This is a genomic window from Pedococcus sp. P2_E4, assembly GCF_056403935.1.
Window position 1 is genome coordinate 58,931 of the sequence record NZ_JBFUEO010000012.1, and the last position, 18,252, is coordinate 77,182.

General features: G+C 71.2%; 19 protein-coding genes. 11 read left to right on the top strand and 8 right to left on the bottom strand.

Going from position 1 to position 18,252, the window contains the following annotated elements; translation table 11 throughout:
• Positions 1 to 32: 32 nt before the first annotated feature.
• The 3 genes from rpsB to AC1DV7_RS08265 all read left to right on the top strand — a co-directional run bounded on the left by rpsB (position 33) and on the right by AC1DV7_RS08265 (position 2,275).
• Entirely contained in the window at positions 33 to 1,034 is a 1,002-nt protein-coding gene (rpsB, locus tag AC1DV7_RS08255) for a 30S ribosomal protein S2 (protein ID WP_477596410.1), read from the top strand.
• Between the two features lie 48 nt (positions 1,035 to 1,082).
• Positions 1,083 to 1,910 carry a translation elongation factor Ts gene (gene tsf / locus AC1DV7_RS08260; protein WP_477596411.1) on the top strand — a complete coding sequence of 276 codons (828 nt, stop codon included), beginning with the start codon at positions 1,083 to 1,085 and terminating at the stop codon, positions 1,908 to 1,910.
• Positions 1,911 to 2,080: 170 nt separating this feature from the next.
• The gene (locus AC1DV7_RS08265) at positions 2,081 to 2,275 is read left to right on the top strand and encodes a hypothetical protein (protein ID WP_477596413.1); all 195 of its coding nucleotides are present in this window, start codon (positions 2,081 to 2,083) and stop codon (positions 2,273 to 2,275) included.
• Positions 2,276 to 2,333: 58 nt separating this feature from the next.
• Here the strand turns inward: AC1DV7_RS08265 and AC1DV7_RS08270 are convergent, their stop codons facing one another.
• Both AC1DV7_RS08270 and AC1DV7_RS08275 read right to left on the bottom strand, forming a co-directional pair.
• On the bottom strand, positions 2,334 to 3,185 hold the full coding sequence (locus AC1DV7_RS08270; protein WP_477596415.1) for an arylamine N-acetyltransferase family protein: 852 nt from the start codon (positions 3,183 to 3,185) through the stop codon (positions 2,334 to 2,336).
• Between the two features lie 2 nt (positions 3,186 to 3,187).
• A complete protein-coding gene (locus tag AC1DV7_RS08275; protein WP_477596416.1) occupies positions 3,188 to 5,152 on the bottom strand; it encodes a M13 family metallopeptidase in 1,965 nt (654 codons plus the stop codon).
• Between the two features lie 224 nt (positions 5,153 to 5,376).
• Between AC1DV7_RS08275 and pyrH the strand changes: the two genes are divergently transcribed.
• From pyrH to purU, 6 genes are all read left to right on the top strand, one after another.
• Positions 5,377 to 6,069: a UMP kinase gene (gene pyrH, locus AC1DV7_RS08280; protein ID WP_477596480.1), complete on the top strand. Its 693-nt coding sequence runs from the start codon at positions 5,377 to 5,379 to the stop codon at positions 6,067 to 6,069.
• An 84-nt stretch (positions 6,070 to 6,153) separates the two neighbouring features.
• Positions 6,154 to 6,711: a ribosome recycling factor gene (gene frr, locus AC1DV7_RS08285; protein WP_477596418.1), complete on the top strand. Its 558-nt coding sequence runs from the start codon at positions 6,154 to 6,156 to the stop codon at positions 6,709 to 6,711.
• A 61-nt stretch (positions 6,712 to 6,772) separates the two neighbouring features.
• Complete coding sequence (locus AC1DV7_RS08290; RefSeq protein WP_477596420.1) at positions 6,773 to 7,783, top strand: phosphatidate cytidylyltransferase; 1,011 nt, start codon at positions 6,773 to 6,775, stop codon at positions 7,781 to 7,783.
• 62 nt (positions 7,784 to 7,845) lie between these two features.
• On the top strand, positions 7,846 to 9,078 hold the full coding sequence (gene rlmN / locus AC1DV7_RS08295; protein WP_477596422.1) for a 23S rRNA (adenine(2503)-C(2))-methyltransferase RlmN: 1,233 nt from the start codon (positions 7,846 to 7,848) through the stop codon (positions 9,076 to 9,078).
• Positions 9,079 to 9,097: 19 nt separating this feature from the next.
• On the top strand, positions 9,098 to 10,321 hold the full coding sequence (locus AC1DV7_RS08300; RefSeq protein WP_477596423.1) for a monooxygenase: 1,224 nt from the start codon (positions 9,098 to 9,100) through the stop codon (positions 10,319 to 10,321).
• 9 nt (positions 10,322 to 10,330) lie between these two features.
• Positions 10,331 to 11,215 (top strand): formyltetrahydrofolate deformylase, encoded by an 885-nt coding sequence (purU, locus tag AC1DV7_RS08305; protein ID WP_477596425.1) that lies wholly within the window; start codon positions 10,331 to 10,333, stop codon positions 11,213 to 11,215.
• 182 nt (positions 11,216 to 11,397) lie between these two features.
• On the opposite strand, the gene AC1DV7_RS08310 is transcribed toward purU, so the two are convergent.
• Positions 11,398 to 11,787, bottom strand: coding sequence for a VOC family protein (locus AC1DV7_RS08310; RefSeq protein WP_477596427.1), 390 nt, complete (start codon positions 11,785 to 11,787; stop codon positions 11,398 to 11,400).
• Between the two features lie 29 nt (positions 11,788 to 11,816).
• Positions 11,817 to 12,962: an LOG family protein gene (locus AC1DV7_RS08315; protein WP_477596429.1), complete on the bottom strand. Its 1,146-nt coding sequence runs from the start codon at positions 12,960 to 12,962 to the stop codon at positions 11,817 to 11,819.
• 33 nt (positions 12,963 to 12,995) lie between these two features.
• On the opposite strand from AC1DV7_RS08315, the gene AC1DV7_RS08320 reads away from it, so the two are divergent.
• Together AC1DV7_RS08320 and AC1DV7_RS08325 are read left to right on the top strand one after the other, a co-directional pair.
• Positions 12,996 to 13,994, top strand: coding sequence for an aminoglycoside phosphotransferase family protein (locus tag AC1DV7_RS08320; RefSeq protein ID WP_477596431.1), 999 nt, complete (start codon positions 12,996 to 12,998; stop codon positions 13,992 to 13,994).
• Between the two features lie 19 nt (positions 13,995 to 14,013).
• The gene (locus AC1DV7_RS08325) at positions 14,014 to 14,295 is read left to right on the top strand and encodes a hypothetical protein (RefSeq protein ID WP_477596433.1); all 282 of its coding nucleotides are present in this window, start codon (positions 14,014 to 14,016) and stop codon (positions 14,293 to 14,295) included.
• 53 nt (positions 14,296 to 14,348) lie between these two features.
• Here the strand turns inward: AC1DV7_RS08325 and AC1DV7_RS08330 are convergent, their stop codons facing one another.
• The 4 genes from AC1DV7_RS08330 to AC1DV7_RS08345 all read right to left on the bottom strand — a co-directional run bounded on the left by AC1DV7_RS08330 (position 14,349) and on the right by AC1DV7_RS08345 (position 18,105).
• Positions 14,349 to 14,738: a pyridoxamine 5'-phosphate oxidase family protein gene (locus tag AC1DV7_RS08330; RefSeq protein WP_477596435.1), complete on the bottom strand. Its 390-nt coding sequence runs from the start codon at positions 14,736 to 14,738 to the stop codon at positions 14,349 to 14,351.
• A gap of 14 nt (positions 14,739 to 14,752) precedes the next feature.
• Complete coding sequence (locus AC1DV7_RS08335) at positions 14,753 to 16,021, bottom strand: NAD(P)/FAD-dependent oxidoreductase (protein ID WP_477596436.1); 1,269 nt, start codon at positions 16,019 to 16,021, stop codon at positions 14,753 to 14,755.
• 165 nt (positions 16,022 to 16,186) lie between these two features.
• Positions 16,187 to 17,572, bottom strand: a complete 1,386-nt coding sequence (locus AC1DV7_RS08340; RefSeq protein WP_477596482.1) for an aspartate aminotransferase family protein — start codon at positions 17,570 to 17,572, stop codon at positions 16,187 to 16,189.
• A 47-nt stretch (positions 17,573 to 17,619) separates the two neighbouring features.
• Positions 17,620 to 18,105, bottom strand: a complete 486-nt coding sequence (locus AC1DV7_RS08345; protein ID WP_477596438.1) for an Lrp/AsnC family transcriptional regulator — start codon at positions 18,103 to 18,105, stop codon at positions 17,620 to 17,622.
• Positions 18,106 to 18,252 lie beyond the last annotated feature (147 nt).

Genomic DNA, 18,252 nt, shown 5'->3' on the forward strand with positions numbered 1-18,252 from the left:
CGCAACTGACAACGACACAAGGAGACCACGGCATGGCCGTCGTTACCATGCGCCAGCTCCTCGAGAGCGGCGTCCACTTCGGGCACCAGACCCGTCGCTGGAACCCCAAGATGAAGCGCTTCATCATGACCGAGCGCAACGGCATCTACATCATCGACCTGCAGCAGTCGCTGACGTACATCAACAACGCCTACGAGTTCGTCAAGGAGACCGTCGCCCACGGCGGCTCGATCCTGTTCGTCGGCACCAAGAAGCAGGCCCAGGAGCCCATCGCCGAGCAGGCGACGCGTGTCGGGATGCCGTACGTCAACCACCGCTGGCTCGGTGGCATGCTCACGAACTTCAACACGATCTCCAAGCGCCTCACGCGCCTCAAGGAGCTCGAGGAGCTCGACTACGACAACGTCGCGGCGTCGGGCTACACCAAGAAGGAGCTCCTGATCTTCAAGCGGGAGCGCGACAAGCTCGAGAAGACCCTCGGTGGCATCCGCACCATGGCCAAGGTTCCCTCGGCCGTGTGGATCGTCGACACCAAGAAGGAGCACCTCGCGGTCGACGAGGCGCGCAAGCTCGGGCTGCCGGTCATCGCGATCCTCGACACCAACTGCGACCCCGACGAGGTCGACTACAAGATCCCGGGCAACGACGACGCCATCCGCTCCGTCACCCTGCTCACCCGCGTGATCGCCGACGCCGTCGCCGAGGGCCTCATCGCCCGCAGCTCCGGCAAGTCCGGCGAGCAGGCCGAGGGCACTGTCGCGGGCGACGAGCCGCTGGCCGAGTGGGAGCGCGAGCTGCTGGGTGGCGACGCTGCCGCTGCTGCCGACGCCGCTGCCCCGGCTGCCGGTGAGACCGCTGCCGCTGACGCGACCGAGGCTGCTGTCGCGACCGAGGCTGCTGTGGAGGCCCCCGCCGAGGCGCCTGTCGCCGAGGCCCCGGCCGCCGAGGCCCCGGCCGTCGAGGCTCCTGCCGAAGCCGCTGTCGAGGCTCCCGCCGAGGCTGCGACCGGCGCCGACGCCGACGCCAACGCCTGAGCTGGCACCACTCACCCATCTCTGAACGAAAAGAGCTGAGAGACACACATGGCGAACTACACCGCCGCTGACATCAAGGCCCTGCGCGAGTCCACCGGCGCCGGCATGCTCGACGTCAAGAAGGCCCTCGACGAGGCCGACGGCGACCAGGCCAAGGCCACCGAGATCCTGCGCGTCAAGGGACTCAAGGGCGTCACCAAGCGCGAGGGTCGCACCACGTCCAACGGTCTGGTCACGGCCAGGTCCGAGGCCGGCGTGGGCACGCTCGTCGAGGTCCTGTGCGAGACCGACTTCGTCGCCAAGGGCGAGAAGTTCATCGCCCTGGCCGACCAGGTCCTCGCCCAGGCCGCCGCCTCGGGTGCGGCCGACGCCGACGCGCTGCTCAAGAGCACGCTCGAGGACGGGCGCACCGTCCAGGAGCTGCTCGACGATGCCAACGCGACCATCGGCGAGAAGATCGAGGTCAAGCGCGTGTCCCGCGTGCAGGCCCCGGTCGTCGTGTCCTACCTGCACAAGACCAGCCCCGACCTGCCTGCGCAGATCGGCGTCCTGGTCGGTGGCGAGGGCGAGGAGTCGACGCTGCGCGACGTCGCGATGCACATCGCCGCGTTCAGCCCGACGGTCCTGACCCGTGACGAGGTCGACGCCCAGACGGTCGAGAACGAGCGTCGCGTCGCCGAGGCCACGGCCAAGGAGGAGGGCAAGCCCGAGGCTGCGCTCCCGAAGATCGTCGAGGGTCGCGTCAACGGCTTCTTCAAGGAGAACGTCCTGCTCGAGCAGCCGTTCGCCAAGGACGCCAAGAAGACCGTCGCCAAGGTGCTCGAGGAGGCTGGCTCGCAGGCCACGTCCTTCGCGCGCTACCGCGTCGGGAACTGACGCCCCACCGCACCACGCACCACCCGGTATGCCGCCCGCTCACCAGAGCGGGCGGCATACCTGTTTTTCGACGCACCTTTTTGACGCACCTGGTCGTGGCGCGCCCGGGTGTGGCGCACCTACGCGGGCGGGACGTGTCTTCTCGGGACGGGGCGAGGCATACTCGGCCCATGGGGAAGCACGCACGCACCGAGCACCAGGGCCACCGCAGTGACGTCTGGCGCGAGCTGCCGGACTTCAGCACGCTCCCCGAACGGGTGAAGCCCGAGGACCTGCGCACCACCCAGGACGTCGACCCGGGTCCGGACCCGCGCGGCGGGCGGGACACCGACACCGAGTTCATGCTCCGCAACGCCGGCTTCTGAGCGACCCCGGCACCTCGGCCTCGACGCCGACCGCCCGGCGCGCCCCCGGGAGCGGGAGCTAGCCGGCTGCGGGCCGAGCGGGGTGCTCGAGGAGCCGGCCGACCTCGTCGTCGGTGAGGCCGCCACCGAGGTCGTGCAGCAGCCTCTCGAGCTCTCCCGCCCCGAGCGGCCGGTGCTCGGTCGGCTGGCCGGGTCGCCGCACCGTGAGGGTCTCGAAGGTCAGTGACACATGGTCGTCGGGGCGGTGCCGGGTCACCATCAGCCCGGTGCGGAAGTGGGACCCCGGCCCGGTGCTGGTGAAGTGGTGGCCCATGGCGACGTCGATGGGACGCACCGTGAGCTCGTCGGTCGTGTGCATGACCTCCCAGCCGCCGTCGCGGTGCCGCGACATCCGCCACGCGGGGCCGCCGTCGTCGTCCGACACGCCGTCGACGCGGTACTGCCACCCGCCGTGGTCCTCCTCGACACCGTCGGCGAGCACGATCGGGCGCAGCAGGCTCATCCCGAACCCCGGGTCGCCCAGAAGTCGCAGCCCGTCGAGCCGGACCTCCACGACCATGTGGGTGCGTGGCGCGGCGGCGGGGTCGCCCACCCGTCCGAGGTGGCGGCGCACGTCGTAGCCGAGGCGTTCGAGGACGGCGGCGAACAGGGTCGAGTGCTCGAAGCAGTAGCCGCCGCGCCCGCGACCCACGAACTTCGCCTGCACCGCGTCGAGCCCCACACCAGCGTGCTGCTCGAGCAGGACGTCGACGTTGTCGAACGAGAACGTGCGCACGTGGGCAGCGTGCAGCTCGTCGAGGGCGGCGCGCGACGGTGGGCGCGAGCCGACCCCGACCCGCGCGAGGTAGGCAGGCAGGTCGAGATGGTCGGTCACCCACGGGTCGTCGGTGGTCACCAGGGCAGCACCCACTCTCAGAAGATGCGCACCCGCTGCTCGGGCGCCAGCCACATGCCGTCGCCCTCCTGCACGTCGAACGCCTCGTGGAACTCGTCGCAGTTGCGTACGGCGTTGGCCCGCACCTCGGTGGGGGAGTGCGGGTCGATCGCGAGCAGGCGCTTGGCCTCCTCGGGCCGCGCCTTGCCCGACCAGACCTGCGCCCAGCCGAGGAAGAACCGCTGTGGGCCGGTGAAGCCGTCGAGCTCAGGAGGCGCACCACCCTCGGTCGCGATCCGGTAGGCCGCGTAGCCGATCGCCAGGCCGCCGAGATCGCCGATGTTCTCGCCGACGGTGAGGGCGCCGTTGACCTTCTCGTCGGGCGCCGCAACGGGTGACAGCTGGCTGAACTGGTCGATCAGGGCCTGCGTGCGCTCGTCGAAGCGCTCGCGGTCGTCCTCGGTCCACCAGTCGCGCAGCGCGCCGGTGGCGTCGTAGCGCGAGCCCTGGTCGTCGAAGCCGTGCCCGATCTCGTGCCCGATCACGGCTCCGATGCCGCCGTAGTTGACGGCGTCGTCGGCCTCGAGGTCGAAGAACGGCGGCTGCAGGATGCCCGCGGGGAAGACGATCTCGTTCATCAGCGGGTGGTAGTAGGCGTTGACGGTCTGCGGCAGCATCAGCCACTCGTCCTTGTCGATCGGGGTGCCGATCTTGTCGAGCTGGCGCTGGAGCTCGAACTCCGAGGCCCTCGTCACGTTACCGAGCAGGTCGTCGTCGATCGTCAGCGCCGAGTAGTCGCGCCAGGCGTCGGGGTAGCCGACCTTGGGGCGGAAGGACGCGAGCTTCTCGAGGGCCTGGGCGCGCGTCTGCGGACCCATCCAGTCGAGCCCCTCGAACGAGCGCCGGAACGCCTCGACCAGGTTGCCGACCAGCTCGAGCATCCGCTCCTTGGCCGCGGGCGGGAAGTACTCCGCGGCATACAGCTGGCCCACGGCCTCGCCGATCGCGCCCTCGACGAGCGAGACGCCCCGCTTCCAGCGGTCGCGGTTCTGGGGGAGCCCGGAGATCACCCGCCCGGTGAAGTCGAACTCGGCGTCCACGAGCTCGCGGGATAGCATCGGGGCGGCCCAGCGCACGACGTGGAAGCTCAGCCAGGCCTTCCAGGCGTCGAGGCCGACCTCGTCGAGCGCCGCCGAGGCGCCCTCGAGGAAGCTCGGCTCACCGACCACGACGCGGGCGAGGGCGTCCCCGGCCTCGAGGCCGTCCGCCCACTGCTGCCAGTCGACGTGCGGCGCGAGGGCGGCCAGGTCCGACCAGGCGTACGGGTTGTAGGTCTTGACGGCGTCGCGGGTGGCGACGTTGTCCCAGTGGCTGCCGGCCAGGCGGGTCTCGAGCGCCACCACGAGGGCCGCGGGCGAGCTCTCGTCCGTGGACCCGTCCCCGATGCCGGCCAGGGAGAGCATCCGGGCCACGTGCGGCAGGTATGCCGTGCGGACCGCCTCGTGGCGCTCCTCGCGGTAGTACGACTCGTCAGGGAGGCCGAGCCCGCCCTGGCCGAGGTAGACGACGTACTCGTCGGGGTTCTTGGCGTCCGGGGCGACCCCCATCTCGACGAGCCCGGGGACGCCGATGCGCTGCAGCGCGCCCATGGTGCGGCACAGCTCGCCGGTGCTCCCGACGGCGTCGACGCGGGCGAGGTGCTCGCGGATCGGGTCGAGGCCGCGCTCCTCGGCGCGGGCCTCGTCCATGAACGAGTTGTACAGGTCGCCGACCTTGCGGGCGGGGGAGCCGGCCTCGGCCGTCTCGTCGGCCGCAGCCCGCTCGATGATGATCCGGACCCGCTCGTCGGACTGCTCGCGGAGCATGTCGAAGGTGCCGTACCGGCCGCGGTCGCCCGGGATCTCGGTCTCGCGGACCCACGTGCCGTTCGCGTGCCCGAACAGGTCGTCCTGAGGGCGCACCGAGTCGTCGCGGTGGCCGGGGAGGATGCCTGACTTCGCCATGGGGTGGTTCTCCTTCGGTGGGGTCCGTGGGGCCGGTGGGCGTCAGGGCAACCCTGCCACGTCGTGCGGCGTCCCCGACAGGAGCCCGGGTCTCGTGTGGAAAGATCGGGTGACCGCCCGCACCACCCAGGAGGACCGCCGTGACCGCTGCCCCGGAGCAGACCCTCGAGGAGAGGCCCGAGTCGCCCTCCGTCACCGCTCCTGCGTCCCACCGCCGCCGGGTCCTGCTCAAGCTGTCCGGCGAGGTGTTCGGTGGCGGAAAGGTCGGGCTCGCCCCCGACGTGGTCCGCGGCATCGCCCAGCAGATCGCGAAGTCCGTGCGCAGCGGCATCGAGGTGGCCGTCGTGATCGGTGGGGGCAACTTCTTCCGCGGCGCCGAGCTGCAGCAGCAGGGCATGGACCGCACCCGAGCCGACTACATGGGCATGCTCGGCACCGTCATGAACTGCCTCGCGCTGCAGGACTTCCTCGAGAAGGAAGGCATCGAGACGCGCGTGCAGACGGCCATCACGATGGGACAGGTCGCCGAGCCGTACATCCCGCGCCGCGCCATCCGCCACCTCGAGAAGGGCCGGGTCGTCATCTTCGGCGCCGGTGCGGGCATGCCGTTCTTCTCGACCGACACCGTGAGCGCCCAGCGCGCCCTCGAGATCAAGTGCGACGCCGTCCTCATGAGCAAGAACGGCGTCGACGGCGTCTACGACTCCGACCCCCGCACCAACCCCGATGCCCGCAAGCTCGACGAGATCACCTACTCGCAGGCGCTCCAGCAGGGCCTGCGCGTCGTCGACGCGGCTGCCTTCAGCCTCTGCATGGAGAACAAGCTGCCGATGGTCGTCTTCGGCATGGAGGGCGAGGGCAACGTCGTCAAGGCGCTGCGTGGTGAGAGGATCGGCACGCTGGTCACCGCAGGGTGAACCCCCCGGCATACGCCCCGTGCACCAGACTGACCACACCATGACCGGCGCGCCCCCACGGGGCCGCCACCGAAGGAGCCGAACATGATCGAAGAGAGCCTCCTCGAGGCCGAGGAGAAGATGGAGAAGGCCGTCGAGGTCGCGAAGGAGGACTTCGCGGGCATCCGCACCGGTCGCGCGACCCCGGCCATGTTCAACAAGCTCATGGTCGACTACTACGGCGCCCCGACGCCGCTGCAGCAGCTCGCGTCGTTCCAGACGCCGGAGGCTCGCACGATCCTCATCTCCCCGTTCGACAAGTCGGCGATGCACGAGATCGAGAAGACGCTGCGCGACTCCGACCTGGGCGTGAACCCCAGCAACGACGGCAACGTCATCCGCTGCGTCCTGCCCCAGCTCACCGAGGAGCGCCGCAAGGACTACATCAAGCTCGCGCGACACAAGGGCGAGGACGCCAAGGTGTCGATCCGCAACGTGCGCCGCAAGGCCAAGGACGAGATCGACAAGCTGGTCAAGGACGGCGAGGTCGGCGAGGACGACGGCAGCCGTGGCGAGAAGGAGCTCGACGCCACGACCAAGAAGTACATCGACAGCATCGACGAGCTGCTCAAGGGCAAGGAAGCCGAGCTCCGCGAGATCTGAGGAAGCCTCGACCGACCAGACCCACTCCACCAGCCAACGACGCCCAGGTGAGCACCCGACCGTGAACGCGCCCGAGTCCCGCAGCGCCCGTCGCCAAGCGCGCGACGGCACTTCGGCGTCCGCGGGTCCGGGTGGCAGCGGTTCCGGCGGCTCCGGATCCGGCGACGGCACCGGCGACGGCACCGGCGACGACACCGCTCGCGATGCATCGGCCCAGGGGGCACGGCGGACTGGGGCCGGTCGCGGACCCGAGGCGAAGCCGTCGCGAGCGGGTCGCAACCTCCCCGCGGCCATCGGCGTGGGGGTCGGCCTCGGCATCCTCATCGTCGGGTCGCTGCTGCTGCGCAAGGAGCTGATGCTCGGCATCATCGCGATCGCGATCTGCCTGGGCGTGTGGGAGCTGCGCCGGGCCCTGGCCCAGGTCGCCATCAACGTGCCCCTCGTGCCGAGCCTCGTCGGGTCGGTCAGCATGATCATGTCGGCCTACGTCGGTGGCGGGCAGGCGCTCGTCGTGACGCTCGGGCTGACCTGTGTGGGCATCCTGCTCTGGCGGATCGCCGACGGGGTGCTGGATGCGGTGCGCGACATCGCAGGTGGGTTCTTCGTCGCGGTCTACCCCTCGTTCCTGGCCGGCTTCGCCGCGCTGCTCCTGGCACCGGACGACGGGGTCGGACGGGTCGTGTCGTTCATCCTCGTCACCGTGCTGAGCGACGTGGGCGGATATGCCTTCGGGGTCCTGTTCGGCAAGCACCCGATGGCGCCGTCGGTCAGCCCGAAGAAGTCCTGGGAGGGCTTCGCCGGCTCGGTCCTCACCTGTGTGGTCGGCGGCGCGATCGCGGTGCCGCAGCTCATCGACGGCCCCTGGTGGGGCGGGGCGGTCCTGGGGGCATGCGTGGCGGTCGCCGCCACCGTCGGCGACCTCACCGAGTCCACGGTGAAGCGTGACCTCGGCATCAAGGACATGAGCCAGATCCTGCCCGGCCACGGCGGCATCATGGACCGGCTGGACTCGCTCGTGCTCGTGGCGCCGATCGCCTGGGCGCTGCTCGCCGCGATCGTCCCCGTCACCTGAGACGCCCGCACCCAGCCCGCGATTGGGCGGACCGCCCCGCCAACTGCGAAACTGGGCGGACCATGACAACGGACCTCCCCGAGCCCACGAGCGAGCGGCCCCAGCCGGGCCAGCTCACCTTCAGCGCCCCCCGTCGCGGCAAGCCGCCGCGGCACCTCGCAGACCTCTCACCGGCCGAGCGCAAGGAGGCCGTGGAGGCACTGGGGCACAAGGGATTCCGGGCCAAGCAGCTGTCGACGCACTACTTCGAGCGGCTCGTCGAGTCGCCTGACGAGATGACGGACCTGCCCAAGGCGATCCGCGACGACCTCGTCGCCGACCTTCTGCCGACGCTGCTCAGCCCCCTGGTCCAGCGCACCGCCGACGACGGCGCCACGATCAAGTCGGCCTGGCGCCTGCACGACGGGGCGATCGTGGAGTCGGTGCTGATGCGCTACCCCAGGCGGGTCACGATCTGCATCTCCAGCCAGGCCGGGTGCGGCATGAACTGCCCGTTCTGTGCGACCGGCCAGGCCGGCCTCACGCGCAACATGAGTGCCGCCGAGATCGTCGAGCAGGTCGTGTATGCCGCGCGGATGCTGCGGCGTGGCGAGCTCGCCACCGGTGTGGGCACCTCTGACGAGGCCGCCCTCGGCGACGCCGACGACGCAGGCCTCGGCGACGCCGACGACGTCGCCCCGGAGGTGAGCGGCCCGACCCGCATCTCCAACGTCGTGTTCATGGGGATGGGGGAGGCCCTGGCCAACTACAAGGCGGCGATCGGCGCGATCCGCAGGCTCACCGACCCCACCCCCGACGGCCTCGGCATGTCGGCGCGGGGCATCACGATGTCCACCGTGGGGCTGGTCCCGGCGATCGACAAGCTCGCCGCCGAGGGCATCCCGGTGACTCTCGCCCTGTCGTTGCACGCCCCCGACGACGAGCTCCGCAACGAGCTGGTGCCCATCAACACGCGCTGGAGCGTCGACGAGGCACTCGACGCCGCCCACCGCTACTACGAGGCCACCGGCCGCCGGGTCAGCATCGAGTACGCCCTCATCCGGGACATCAACGACCACGCCTGGCGCGCCGACCTGCTCGGGAAGAAGCTCAACGCCCGTGGCCGCGGCTGGGTGCACGTCAACCCGATTCCCCTGAACCCCACGCCGGGCTCGAAGTGGACCGCCTCCCGGCCCGGCGTCGAGCAGCAGTTCGTCGAGCGGCTGCGCGCGCACGGCATCCCGACGACGATCCGGGACACGCGCGGGCAGGACATCGACGGCGCCTGCGGCCAACTCGCAGCAGCCACCGCCTGAACCTGCCTATGCTCGGGCGGTGAGGTCCACTGCCACGCGCCTCGGCGCCATACTCGGCGTGGTGCTGCTGGCAGCGTGCGCCGGCCCCGCCACCGAGCCCGCCGCCGCACCCTCCGCGGGGTCGTCCTCGACGGTGACCGGCACGGCGACCGACACCGCAACCGAGGGGCAGTCGGGCACGACGAGCGGTCACGACCACGGCTCGGCCACGGCCCCGCCGGAGGCCGCCCTGCGCAAGGGCGAGCGCTTCGTGACGCTCCGGATGCCCTCGGCCTACACGCCCAAGGCGCCGGCGGCCCCGGGCACCGACGACTACCGCTGCTTCCTGCTCGACCCGGGCATCACCACCCGCTCCATGGTGACCGGCATCAACGTCCTGCCCGGCAACCCCCAGGTCGTCCACCACGTCATCCTGTTCCGGGTGCCGCCGGACAAGGTGGCCGCCGCCGAGGAACGGGACCGCCAGCAGGCGGGCCAGGGCTGGACGTGCTTCGGCGGCACCGGCATCGAGAGCCAGGGCGCGGGCCTCAACAGCGCTCCGTGGCTCGGCGCCTGGGCTCCGGGCGGAGGCGAACGCGTCCTCGCCCCCGATCTCGGCATGCCGCTCGCGGCCGGTTCGAGGATCGTCATGCAGGTCCACTACAACCTGCTCGCCGGGCGGTCGCCCGACACGAGCGCGGCCAAGCTGCGCATCGTCAAGGACGACGCCACGCGCAGCACGCTGCAGACCGTGCTGATGCCTGCACCCGTGGAGGTGCCCTGCCGTCGCGGCAAGACGGGTCGGCTGTGCGACCGGGAGGCCGCGATGGCCGACGTGCAGCAGCGCTTCGGGCCCCTCGCGGGCCGGACCGGCGACGGGCTGCACCTGCTCTGCCCGGGCAACAAGGCCGGCCCCACGCAGACCTGCACCCGGCCGGTGACGCAGGAACAGACCATCCGCGCGGTCGCCGGCCACATGCACCTGCTCGGCACCAAGATCTCGGTCACCGTCAACCAGGGCAAGGCCGACGAGCGGACCATCCTCGACATCCCGATCTGGGACTTCGACGACCAGGGCAGCCGCCCCGTCGACCCCGCGGTCAAGGTCGGTCCCGGCGACACCCTCACCGTGTCGTGCACCCACGACCAGAGCCTGCGCGACAAGCTGCCGGCGTTCGCCGGGCAGCCCGAGCGGTACGTCGTGTGGGGCGAGGGGACCACCGACGAGATGTGCCTCGGCATCGTGATGGTCACCCGCCCCTAGGCTGTCCGCGTGCAGCCAGAGCAGAGCGCCCCGCCGACCGGGGGACGCGAGTTCGTCCTCACCGTCTCGTGCCCCGACCGTCGTGGCATCGTCCATGCCGTGTCGGGGGTGATGCTCGAGCAGTCGATGACGATCCTCGACAGCCAGCAGTTCGCCGACACGAGCTCGAGGGAGTTCCACCTTCGGATGCACCTGCTGCGCGAGGGCTCACCGCTGCCGATCGACGCACTGCGCGCCGCCATGGGCGACGTCGCCGCCGAGTTCGCGATGACGTATGCCGTGCAGGACCTCTCGCGCCGCCGCCGGGTCCTCGTGATGGTGAGCCAGCAGGGGCACTGCCTCAACGACCTGCTGTTCCGGGTCGAGAGCGGGTCGCTGCCCATCGAGGTGCCGGCGATCGTGTCGAACCACGAGGACTTCCGTGACCTCGCACAGTGGCACGGCGTCCCGTTCCACCACGTCCCGGTCACGCGCGACACCAAGCCTGCGGCGGAGGCCGAGCTGCGCCGGCTGGTGACGCACTACGAGGCGGACACCATCGCGCTCGCGCGGTACATGCAGATCCTTTCGGCCGGCCTGTGCGCCGACTTCCCGGGCCGGATCATCAACATCCACCACTCCCTGCTGCCCAGCTTCAAGGGGGCCAAGCCGTACACCCAGGCGCACGACCGCGGGGTCAAGGTCATCGGCGCGACGGCGCACTACGTGACGGCCGACCTCGACGAGGGGCCGATCATCGAGCAGGACTTCCGGCGGGTCGACCACCGCATGAGCCCGGCCGAGCTCGCCTCGGTCGGGCAGGAGCTGGAGGCGATGGCGTTCGCCCGCGCGCTGCGCTGGCACGCCGAGCACCGCGTGGTGCTGCGGGGGCGGCGCACCATCGTCTTCGACTGAGCGCCCACTGACTCAGGCCGCTGACTGGGCAGCAACTGACTCAGGTCCAGCGGTCAAGCTGTCGCGAGGGGTGCGCCCTCGGGGCTCCATCCGCACCTCCGCTTCGCTCCGGTGCTCCCGGCAGGCCCTCCACGGCCCTCCGGGCGCACCCCTCGCTCCGCGGGTCTCGCGGGGCCGCACGCTCAGCGGGGCTGGATGAGGTCCCAGGGGTTGCCGTACAGGTCCTCGAACACGGCCACGTCGCCGTAGGGCTCGTGGCGTGGCTCCTCGCGGAACTGGACGCCGGCGGCCACCATCCGCGCGTGGTCCCCGGCGAAGTCGTCGGTCGCGAGGAAGTGCATGACCCGACCGCCACCCGGGTCGCCGACCCTGGCGAGCTGTTCGGGGCTGCTCGCCCGGGCGAGCAAGAGCTGAGTGCCGGCCGAGCCGGGCGGACGGACCACGACCCACCTCGTGCCATCACCTCGGTCGGTGTCCTCGACCAGCTCGAACCCGGCTCGGTCGCAGTACCACTCGAGGGCCTCGTCGTAGTCGCGGACGAGGAGGGTCACGAGGCTGAGACGCATCGGCATCCCTGCATCCTTGCGCACCCCCGGTGCGGTCAGGTGGTCCGGCGCGGGGCCGGGTCCGAGAGCACGATCGCGGTGGCCTCGTCGGAGGTGTCGACCAGGTGGACGACGGTGGCCATGTCGCGGCCCTGCCCCAGGGCTCGAAGGGCCGACCAGACAGGCACCGTGTCGGTCCAGTACTCCTGACCGACGAGGACGAGCGGCGCGAGGGGGGCGTCGGCCGCGGCGTAGAACAGGGGAGTGACGGCCTGGAATATCTCCTGGACCGTGCCGGCCGCGCCCTCGAGCACCACGAGTCCTGCGGTCGACCGGGCCAGCAGGCCGTCCTCGCGGATGGCGTTGGAGAAGTACTTGCCGATGCCGTCGCAGAAGACGTTCGGCGGTTCGTGCCCGTAGAACCAGGTCGGGATGCCGAGGCTGCTCGCGGTGCGCTCGACGGCGTGGGCCGCCCGCAGGTCGGCCCGCACCTGGAGCGCCAAGGAGGCCCAGGCGGCGATGTCTGGCCGGAACGACGGGACCGCGGCCAGTTGTCCCAGCGCCTCGTCCAGGGCCGGCCGTTGCTGGGCGAAGGCTCCGAGGTTGGCCGCCTCCATCGCACCCGGGCCACCCCCGGTCACCACCACGAGCCCGGCGGCGGCGAGGTCGTGACCGAGCCCTGCCGCACCGGCATACGCGCTCGTGCCCCTCGCCAGCGCGTGCCCGCCCATGACGCCGACGACCGGCCGCCCACCCACGAACTCGTCGAGGGCGTCGCCGATCGAGTCGTCGTGGATCGCGCGCAGCAGGGTCACGAAGGCGTCGCGTCGCACCGCACCGTCACGCAACCAGTGGTACGCGAGGGCGTCAGGAGTGGAGTCGTACCCGTGCTCGGCGAGCCCCGCGTAGAGCTCGTCGGGCGAGTAGAGCGAGGCCCGGTAGGGGTTGACCGGAGCCGCGGGGTCGGTCGGGAAGATCAGCGCGCGATGGGCACGCAGGTGGGCGTCGAGCTCGGGCGGCAGGCGCCCGCCGAGGACCACGAGGCCCGCGACGTCGGTGCGCTGCATCAGCTGGTCCGCGTAGGCCGTGAGGTCGAGGTCCTGGAACCGGTACCCGGTGAGTGGCTGACCCGAGGCCAGCGCGGCGTCGAGGTCGAGGAGGCTCTCGATCTCGTTCCCGGGGTGCCCCTGCGGCGCAGCCATGTCGCGACAATAGACGGCTCTAGGCTGGCCGCCATGACCGAGGCGTTCTCGCAGCACGTGGCGTCGGCTGGGTGGCGCCGGGAGGCGGGCGAGTGGATCACGGCCGAGCTGGACCGCGTCGGGCGCCAGGTGACCGGGGACATCGAGCAGCGGCGGGTCCGGCCGTGGGCGACCCAGCTCGTGGTCCGCACCGACCAGGGGCTGGTCTGGTTCAAGGCCAACTGCCCGAGCGCAGCCTTCGAACCCGCTGTGCACCAACGACTTTCGCAGCTCGAGCCGCACGAGGTCGAGGCGCCGCTCGCCATCGACGCGGCCCGTGGCTGGATGCTGACCGCCGACCGTGGCCTCACGCTGGGCGACAGCCACGAGGCGTCCCTGGAGGACTGGCATGACGTCGTCGCCGGGGCAGCGCGACTGCAGCGGCAGCTCGCCGGGCACGGTGCCGTGCTCGTCGGCGACGGGCTGCCCGACTGCTCACCCGCCACCGTGCCCGAGCGCTACGCCTGGCTCATCGAGCAGCTGGCCTCTCTCGCCCCCGACCACCCGTCACACCTCACGGTGGACGAGGCCGACTCGCTGACCTCGCGTTCGCGGGTCGTCGACGAGGCCGTCGAGGCACTGCTCGAGGCCCCGTTGCCGTCGAGCCTCCAGCACGGCGACCTGCACCCGCGCAACGTCTTCGCCACGCGCGACGGGCTCCGCTTCTTCGACTTCGGGGACGCGCAGTGGGCCCACGTCCTGGAGGTGCTCGCGGTGCCGTACGGCTACTCCACCCGGGTCACCCACCATCCGTGGGAGTCACTGCTCGGGGCGTATGCCGAGGTCTGGTCCGACGTCGTCGACCGGGACTCCCTCGAGGCCCTCATGGTGCCGGCCATGGTCACGCACGCGGTGAACCGCTCGTTCACGTGGCTCGGAGCGGTCGAGGGCGCGCAGCCGGCCGAGCTGCAGGAGTGGGGTGACTCGCCGCTGTACTACCTGCGGCTGGCGCACGAGCCGTTCCCGCCGGAAGACCCGGAACAGGGGCCGTGACGGGCACTAGCCTGAGACCGTGACGAAGGTTCTCGGGTGGGTGCTGTTGCTGGCGGCCGGTGTCCTCGCGCTTCCCCTGGCCGCCACCTTCCTCGACGACCAGGGCAACGAGAACTGGATCCTGCCCGTCGACGTGGCCGTGGTGGCGCTGCTCGGAGGTGTCCTCGGTGCGGCGCTGCCCGGCTTCGTTGCCGGCACGACACGCAGGCGGGTCCTGGTCGGGGCGGCGTATGGCGTGGCCGCGGCCGCCGTGGGCGTAGTGGTGTACTTCCTCCTGCTCAGCGGATTCGACGGCGCCTGAGGGCGGCCCACCAGTCCCGGGGACGCCGAAACCCGACGCCGGGGAGCAGAGCCCTAGACGTTCCCGAGGACGCGGTCGACGGCGATCTCGACCACCACGCGCTCGGGGTTGTCGCGCGGCACCCGGTAGCGCGCGGCATACCGCTGCTCTGCCTCGCGCACCGAGGCCTCGTCGGTGCGCACACTGGCCGTTCCCTCGAAGGACAGCCAGTGGCGCCCGTCGACCTGGCAGAGCACGGCGCGACCGCCCTGCGCGGCGTGCCTGGCCTTGCGGCTGCTGCCGCTCGTGATGACGCGCGCGACCAACCGGTCTGGGTCCCACGTGAAGCCCACGGGGACGACATGGGGCGACCCGTCCGGTCGCAGGGTGGTGAGCGTCGCGAGATGGCGCACGGTGACGAAGTCGAGGGCCGCGGCGGACAGGTCGGCGGGATCGGTGGACACGGCGCCAGTCTGGCCTAGTGCCCGGTGAGGGCGCTGAGCAGCCGGCCGACCCTGGCGGGTCGGCCCGTGCGCGCCTCCTCGTGGTCGGCCGCCTGGGCCAGGCGCAGCCCGGCGTTGATCCCGGCCCAGCGCAATGGTTCGGGCTCCCAGCGCCGGCTCCGGTGCCCCACCCACGGCAGCTGCGTGATCGCGGTATGGCGGCCGGTCACGAGGTCGGCGAGGGTGCGCCCAGCGAGGTTGGTCGCCGCGACGCCGTCACCGACGTAGCCGCCGGCCCAGCCGAGCCCGGTCGACGGATCGTGGCCGACGGAGGGGTTCCAGTCACGCGCGATGCCCAGGGGTCCGCCCCACGCGTGGGTGAACTCCACACCGTCGAGCTGGGGAAGCAGGCCGGTCAGGGTCGCGCGCAGGTCGGCGAACACGCGGGCATCGTGGTCGAACTCCGGACGGATCCGCGACCGGTAGTGGTAGGGCGCCCCCCGGCCGCCGAACGCCAGCCGGTCGTCGACGGTGCGCTGGCCGTAGATGATGACGTGCCGGTGGTCGCTGAACACCTCGCGCTCGGCCAGGCCGATCTCGGCCCACTGCGTTGCAGACAGGGGTTCGGTGGCCACCATGAGGGAGTAGACGGGCGCGACCGTCCGCCGCTCACCGGGGAGGGACGGGGTCCAGGCCTCCGTCGCGCGGATGACGTGCCGGGCAGCCACGCGGCCGCCACCGTCCAGGTGCACCTGCCCGGGCTCGATGCGCGTGACGCGGACCCCCTCGGCCACCTGCGCCCCCTGGGCGCGCACGGCGTCCGCGAGCCCGTCCACGAGCCGCCGAGGGTTGACGCGGGCGCAGTGCGGGTTGAACGTCGCCCCCTGCACGTCGCTCGCGGCCAGGCGCTCGCGGGCTGCCGCCGCCTCGAGCCACACCGTGCCGATGCCCCACCCGTCCGAGTGGGCGACCTCGGTGCGGGCTCTGGCGACCTGCGCGGACGAGCGCGCGAGCGACAGCGTGCCGCCCTTGCGGAATCCGCAGTCGACCGCCGCGGATTCCGTGGCGGCCCCGACCTCGTCGACGGTGTGGCGCAGCTCCTCCAGCATGGCGAGGGCGCCGGCGCGCCCGTGTCGACGCGCGAGCGACTCCGGGCCGACCGGCCACAGTGCCGAGACCCAGCCACCGTTGCGGCCACTCGCGCCGAACCCGACGTGCTCGGCCTCCAGGACGAGGACGTCGAGTGACGGCTCCGCCTGGAGCAGGTAGTGCGCCGTCCAGAGCCCAGTGAACCCGCCGCCCACGATCACCACGTCGGCGCGCGGGGGGACCGCGGCCGAGGCAGGCCCGGACGCGCGGGTGGGCGGGTGGGGCTGCGGTCGCGAGGAGGGCCCGGATGCCAGCGATGCGGCATCCGGACCCTCCTGCCCCTCACCCCACCAGACAGGTTGGGTCACGGCGGTGGCCGGTCAGAGGTGCTGCTGCGCGTCCTTGAGCACCGAGCGCAGCCTCGACTCGATGTCGTCGAACTCGGTCTGGCCGATGATCAGCGGGGGAGCGAGCTGGATGACGGGGTCGCCCCGGTCGTCGGCCCGGCAGTACAGGCCGGCGTCGAAGAGAGCCTTGGAGAGGTAGCCGCGCAGCAGCCGCTCGGCCTCGGCGTCGTTGAAGGTCTCGCGGGTGTCCTTGTCCTTGACGAGCTCGATGCCGTAGAAGTACCCGGCGCCGCGCACGTCGCCGACGATCGGCAGGTCGAGGAGCTTCTCGAGCGTCGCCCGGAACTTCGGGGCGTTGTCCTTGACGTGCTGGTTGAGGCCCTCGCGCTCGAAGATGTCGAGGTTGGCCATGGCGACCGCCGCACTGACCGGGTGGCCACCGAAGGTGTAGCCGTGCGGGAAGTAGGTGGTGCCCTGCTTGAACGGCTCGAACAGCCGGTCGCTCGCGATCATCGCGCCGATGGGGGAGTAGCCGGAGGTCATGCCCTTGGCGCAGGTGATGATGTCGGGGACGTAGCCGAAGTCGTCACAGGCGAACATCGAGCCGATGCGGCCGAACGAGCAGATCACCTCGTCGGACACCAGCAGCACGTCGTACTCGTCGCAGATCTCGCGGACCCGCTCGAAGTACCCGGGCGGCGGCGGGAAGCAGCCACCGGAGTTCTGGACCGGCTCGAGGAAGACGGCGGCAACGGTGTCGGGGCCCTCGAACTCGATGGCCTCGGCGATGCGGTCGGCAGCCCAGCGGCCGAAGGCCTTCTCGTCGTCGCGCAGGTGCTCCGGCGCGCGGTAGTGGTTGGTGTTGGGGACCTTGAAGGCGCCGGGCACGAGGGGCTCGAACATCTCCTTGGCGGCGGGGATGCCGGTGATGGACAGGGCTCCCTGCGGCGTACCGTGGTAGGCCACCGCACGGCTGATCACCTTGTGCTTGGTGGGCTTGCCGGTGAGCTTGAAGTACTGCTTGGCGAGCTTCCAGGCCGTCTCGACGGCCTCGCCACCACCGGTCGTGAAGAAGACGCGGTTGAGGTCGCCCGGGGCGCCCGCGGCGAGGCGCTCGGCGAGCTCGATGGCGCGCGGGTGGGCGTACGACCACAGCGGGAAGAAGGCGAGCTCCTTGGCCTGCTTGGCGGCCGCCTCGGCGAGCTCGGCCCGACCGTGGCCGACCTGCACGACGAACAGCCCGGCGAGGCCGTCGATGTACTCGTTGCCGCGGTCGTCCCAGATCTTGTGGCCCTCGCCGCGGGTGATGATCGGCACGCTGTGGCCGAGGCCTCCCTCCGAGCGGTCCTCGAACACCGAGTGGCGGGTGAAGTGCATCCAGAGGTGGTCGCGCGCCGCCTCGCTGTGCAGTGTGCCCATCGGCGTGTGCGAGTCGCTGGACGGTTCGAAGATGGACAGGTCAGTGGTCATCGAGTACCCCAGTTGTAGTGCTGCTTGTTGAGTTTCAGGTAGACGAACGTCTCGGTGGTCTGCACCCCGGGAAGGGTGCGGATGCGGCGGGTCAGGAGCTCGAGCAGCTCCGCGTCGTCCTCGCAGACGACCTCGGCGAGCAGGTCGAACGAGCCGGCCGTCGTGACGACGTAGGACACCTCCGACATCGCGGTGAGGGCGTCGCCCACCGGCAGGAGGTCGCCGTCGACCCGGATGCCGATCATGGCCTGGCGGTGGAACCCGACCTGGAGCGGGTCCGTGACCGCCACGATCTGCATGACCTCCTGGTCGAGGAGGCGCTGCACCCGCTGGCGCACCGCCGCCTCGGACAGCCCCACGCGCTTGGCGATCGTCGCGTAGGACTGCCGCCCGTCCTCCTGCAGCTGCTCGATGATCGCCTTCGACACGTCGTCGAGGCGCACATCGGTGCTGTTGCCAGTAGGTCGGGTCACGCTGGTCATGGTGTCCCTCCCGGCGCGTCTGCGCAAGTCCCAACACGACGGAATCAGTGGCACTGATACCGACTTGGCCACGGTTTCAGCAGAAACTCTGCCTCAACCTATTGAAATCCATCGTGGTGTGGATACAGTTCGAGCACCGGAATCAGT

Bases quoted from the DNA above. Each gene is read 5' to 3' on its own strand.
- rlmN (WP_477596422.1), top strand. From the start codon at position 7,846: ATGACAACGGACCTCCCCGAGCCCACGAGCGAGCGGCCCCAGCCGGGC.
- frr (WP_477596418.1), top strand. From the start codon at position 6,154: ATGATCGAAGAGAGCCTCCTCGAGGCCGAGGAGAAGATGGAGAAGGCC.
- AC1DV7_RS08310 (WP_477596427.1), bottom strand. From the start codon at position 11,787: ATGCCGATGCGTCTCAGCCTCGTGACCCTCCTCGTCCGCGACTACGAC.
- tsf (WP_477596411.1), top strand. From the start codon at position 1,083: ATGGCGAACTACACCGCCGCTGACATCAAGGCCCTGCGCGAGTCCACC.
- AC1DV7_RS08320 (WP_477596431.1), top strand. From the start codon at position 12,996: ATGACCGAGGCGTTCTCGCAGCACGTGGCGTCGGCTGGGTGGCGCCGG.
- AC1DV7_RS08275 (WP_477596416.1), bottom strand. From the start codon at position 5,152: ATGGCGAAGTCAGGCATCCTCCCCGGCCACCGCGACGACTCGGTGCGC.
- AC1DV7_RS08340 (WP_477596482.1), bottom strand. From the start codon at position 17,572: ATGGGCACACTGCACAGCGAGGCGGCGCGCGACCACCTCTGGATGCAC.
- rpsB (WP_477596410.1), top strand. From the start codon at position 33: ATGGCCGTCGTTACCATGCGCCAGCTCCTCGAGAGCGGCGTCCACTTC.
- AC1DV7_RS08315 (WP_477596429.1), bottom strand. From the start codon at position 12,962: ATGGCTGCGCCGCAGGGGCACCCCGGGAACGAGATCGAGAGCCTCCTC.
- AC1DV7_RS08265 (WP_477596413.1), top strand. From the start codon at position 2,081: ATGGGGAAGCACGCACGCACCGAGCACCAGGGCCACCGCAGTGACGTC.
- AC1DV7_RS08345 (WP_477596438.1), bottom strand. From the start codon at position 18,105: ATGACCAGCGTGACCCGACCTACTGGCAACAGCACCGATGTGCGCCTC.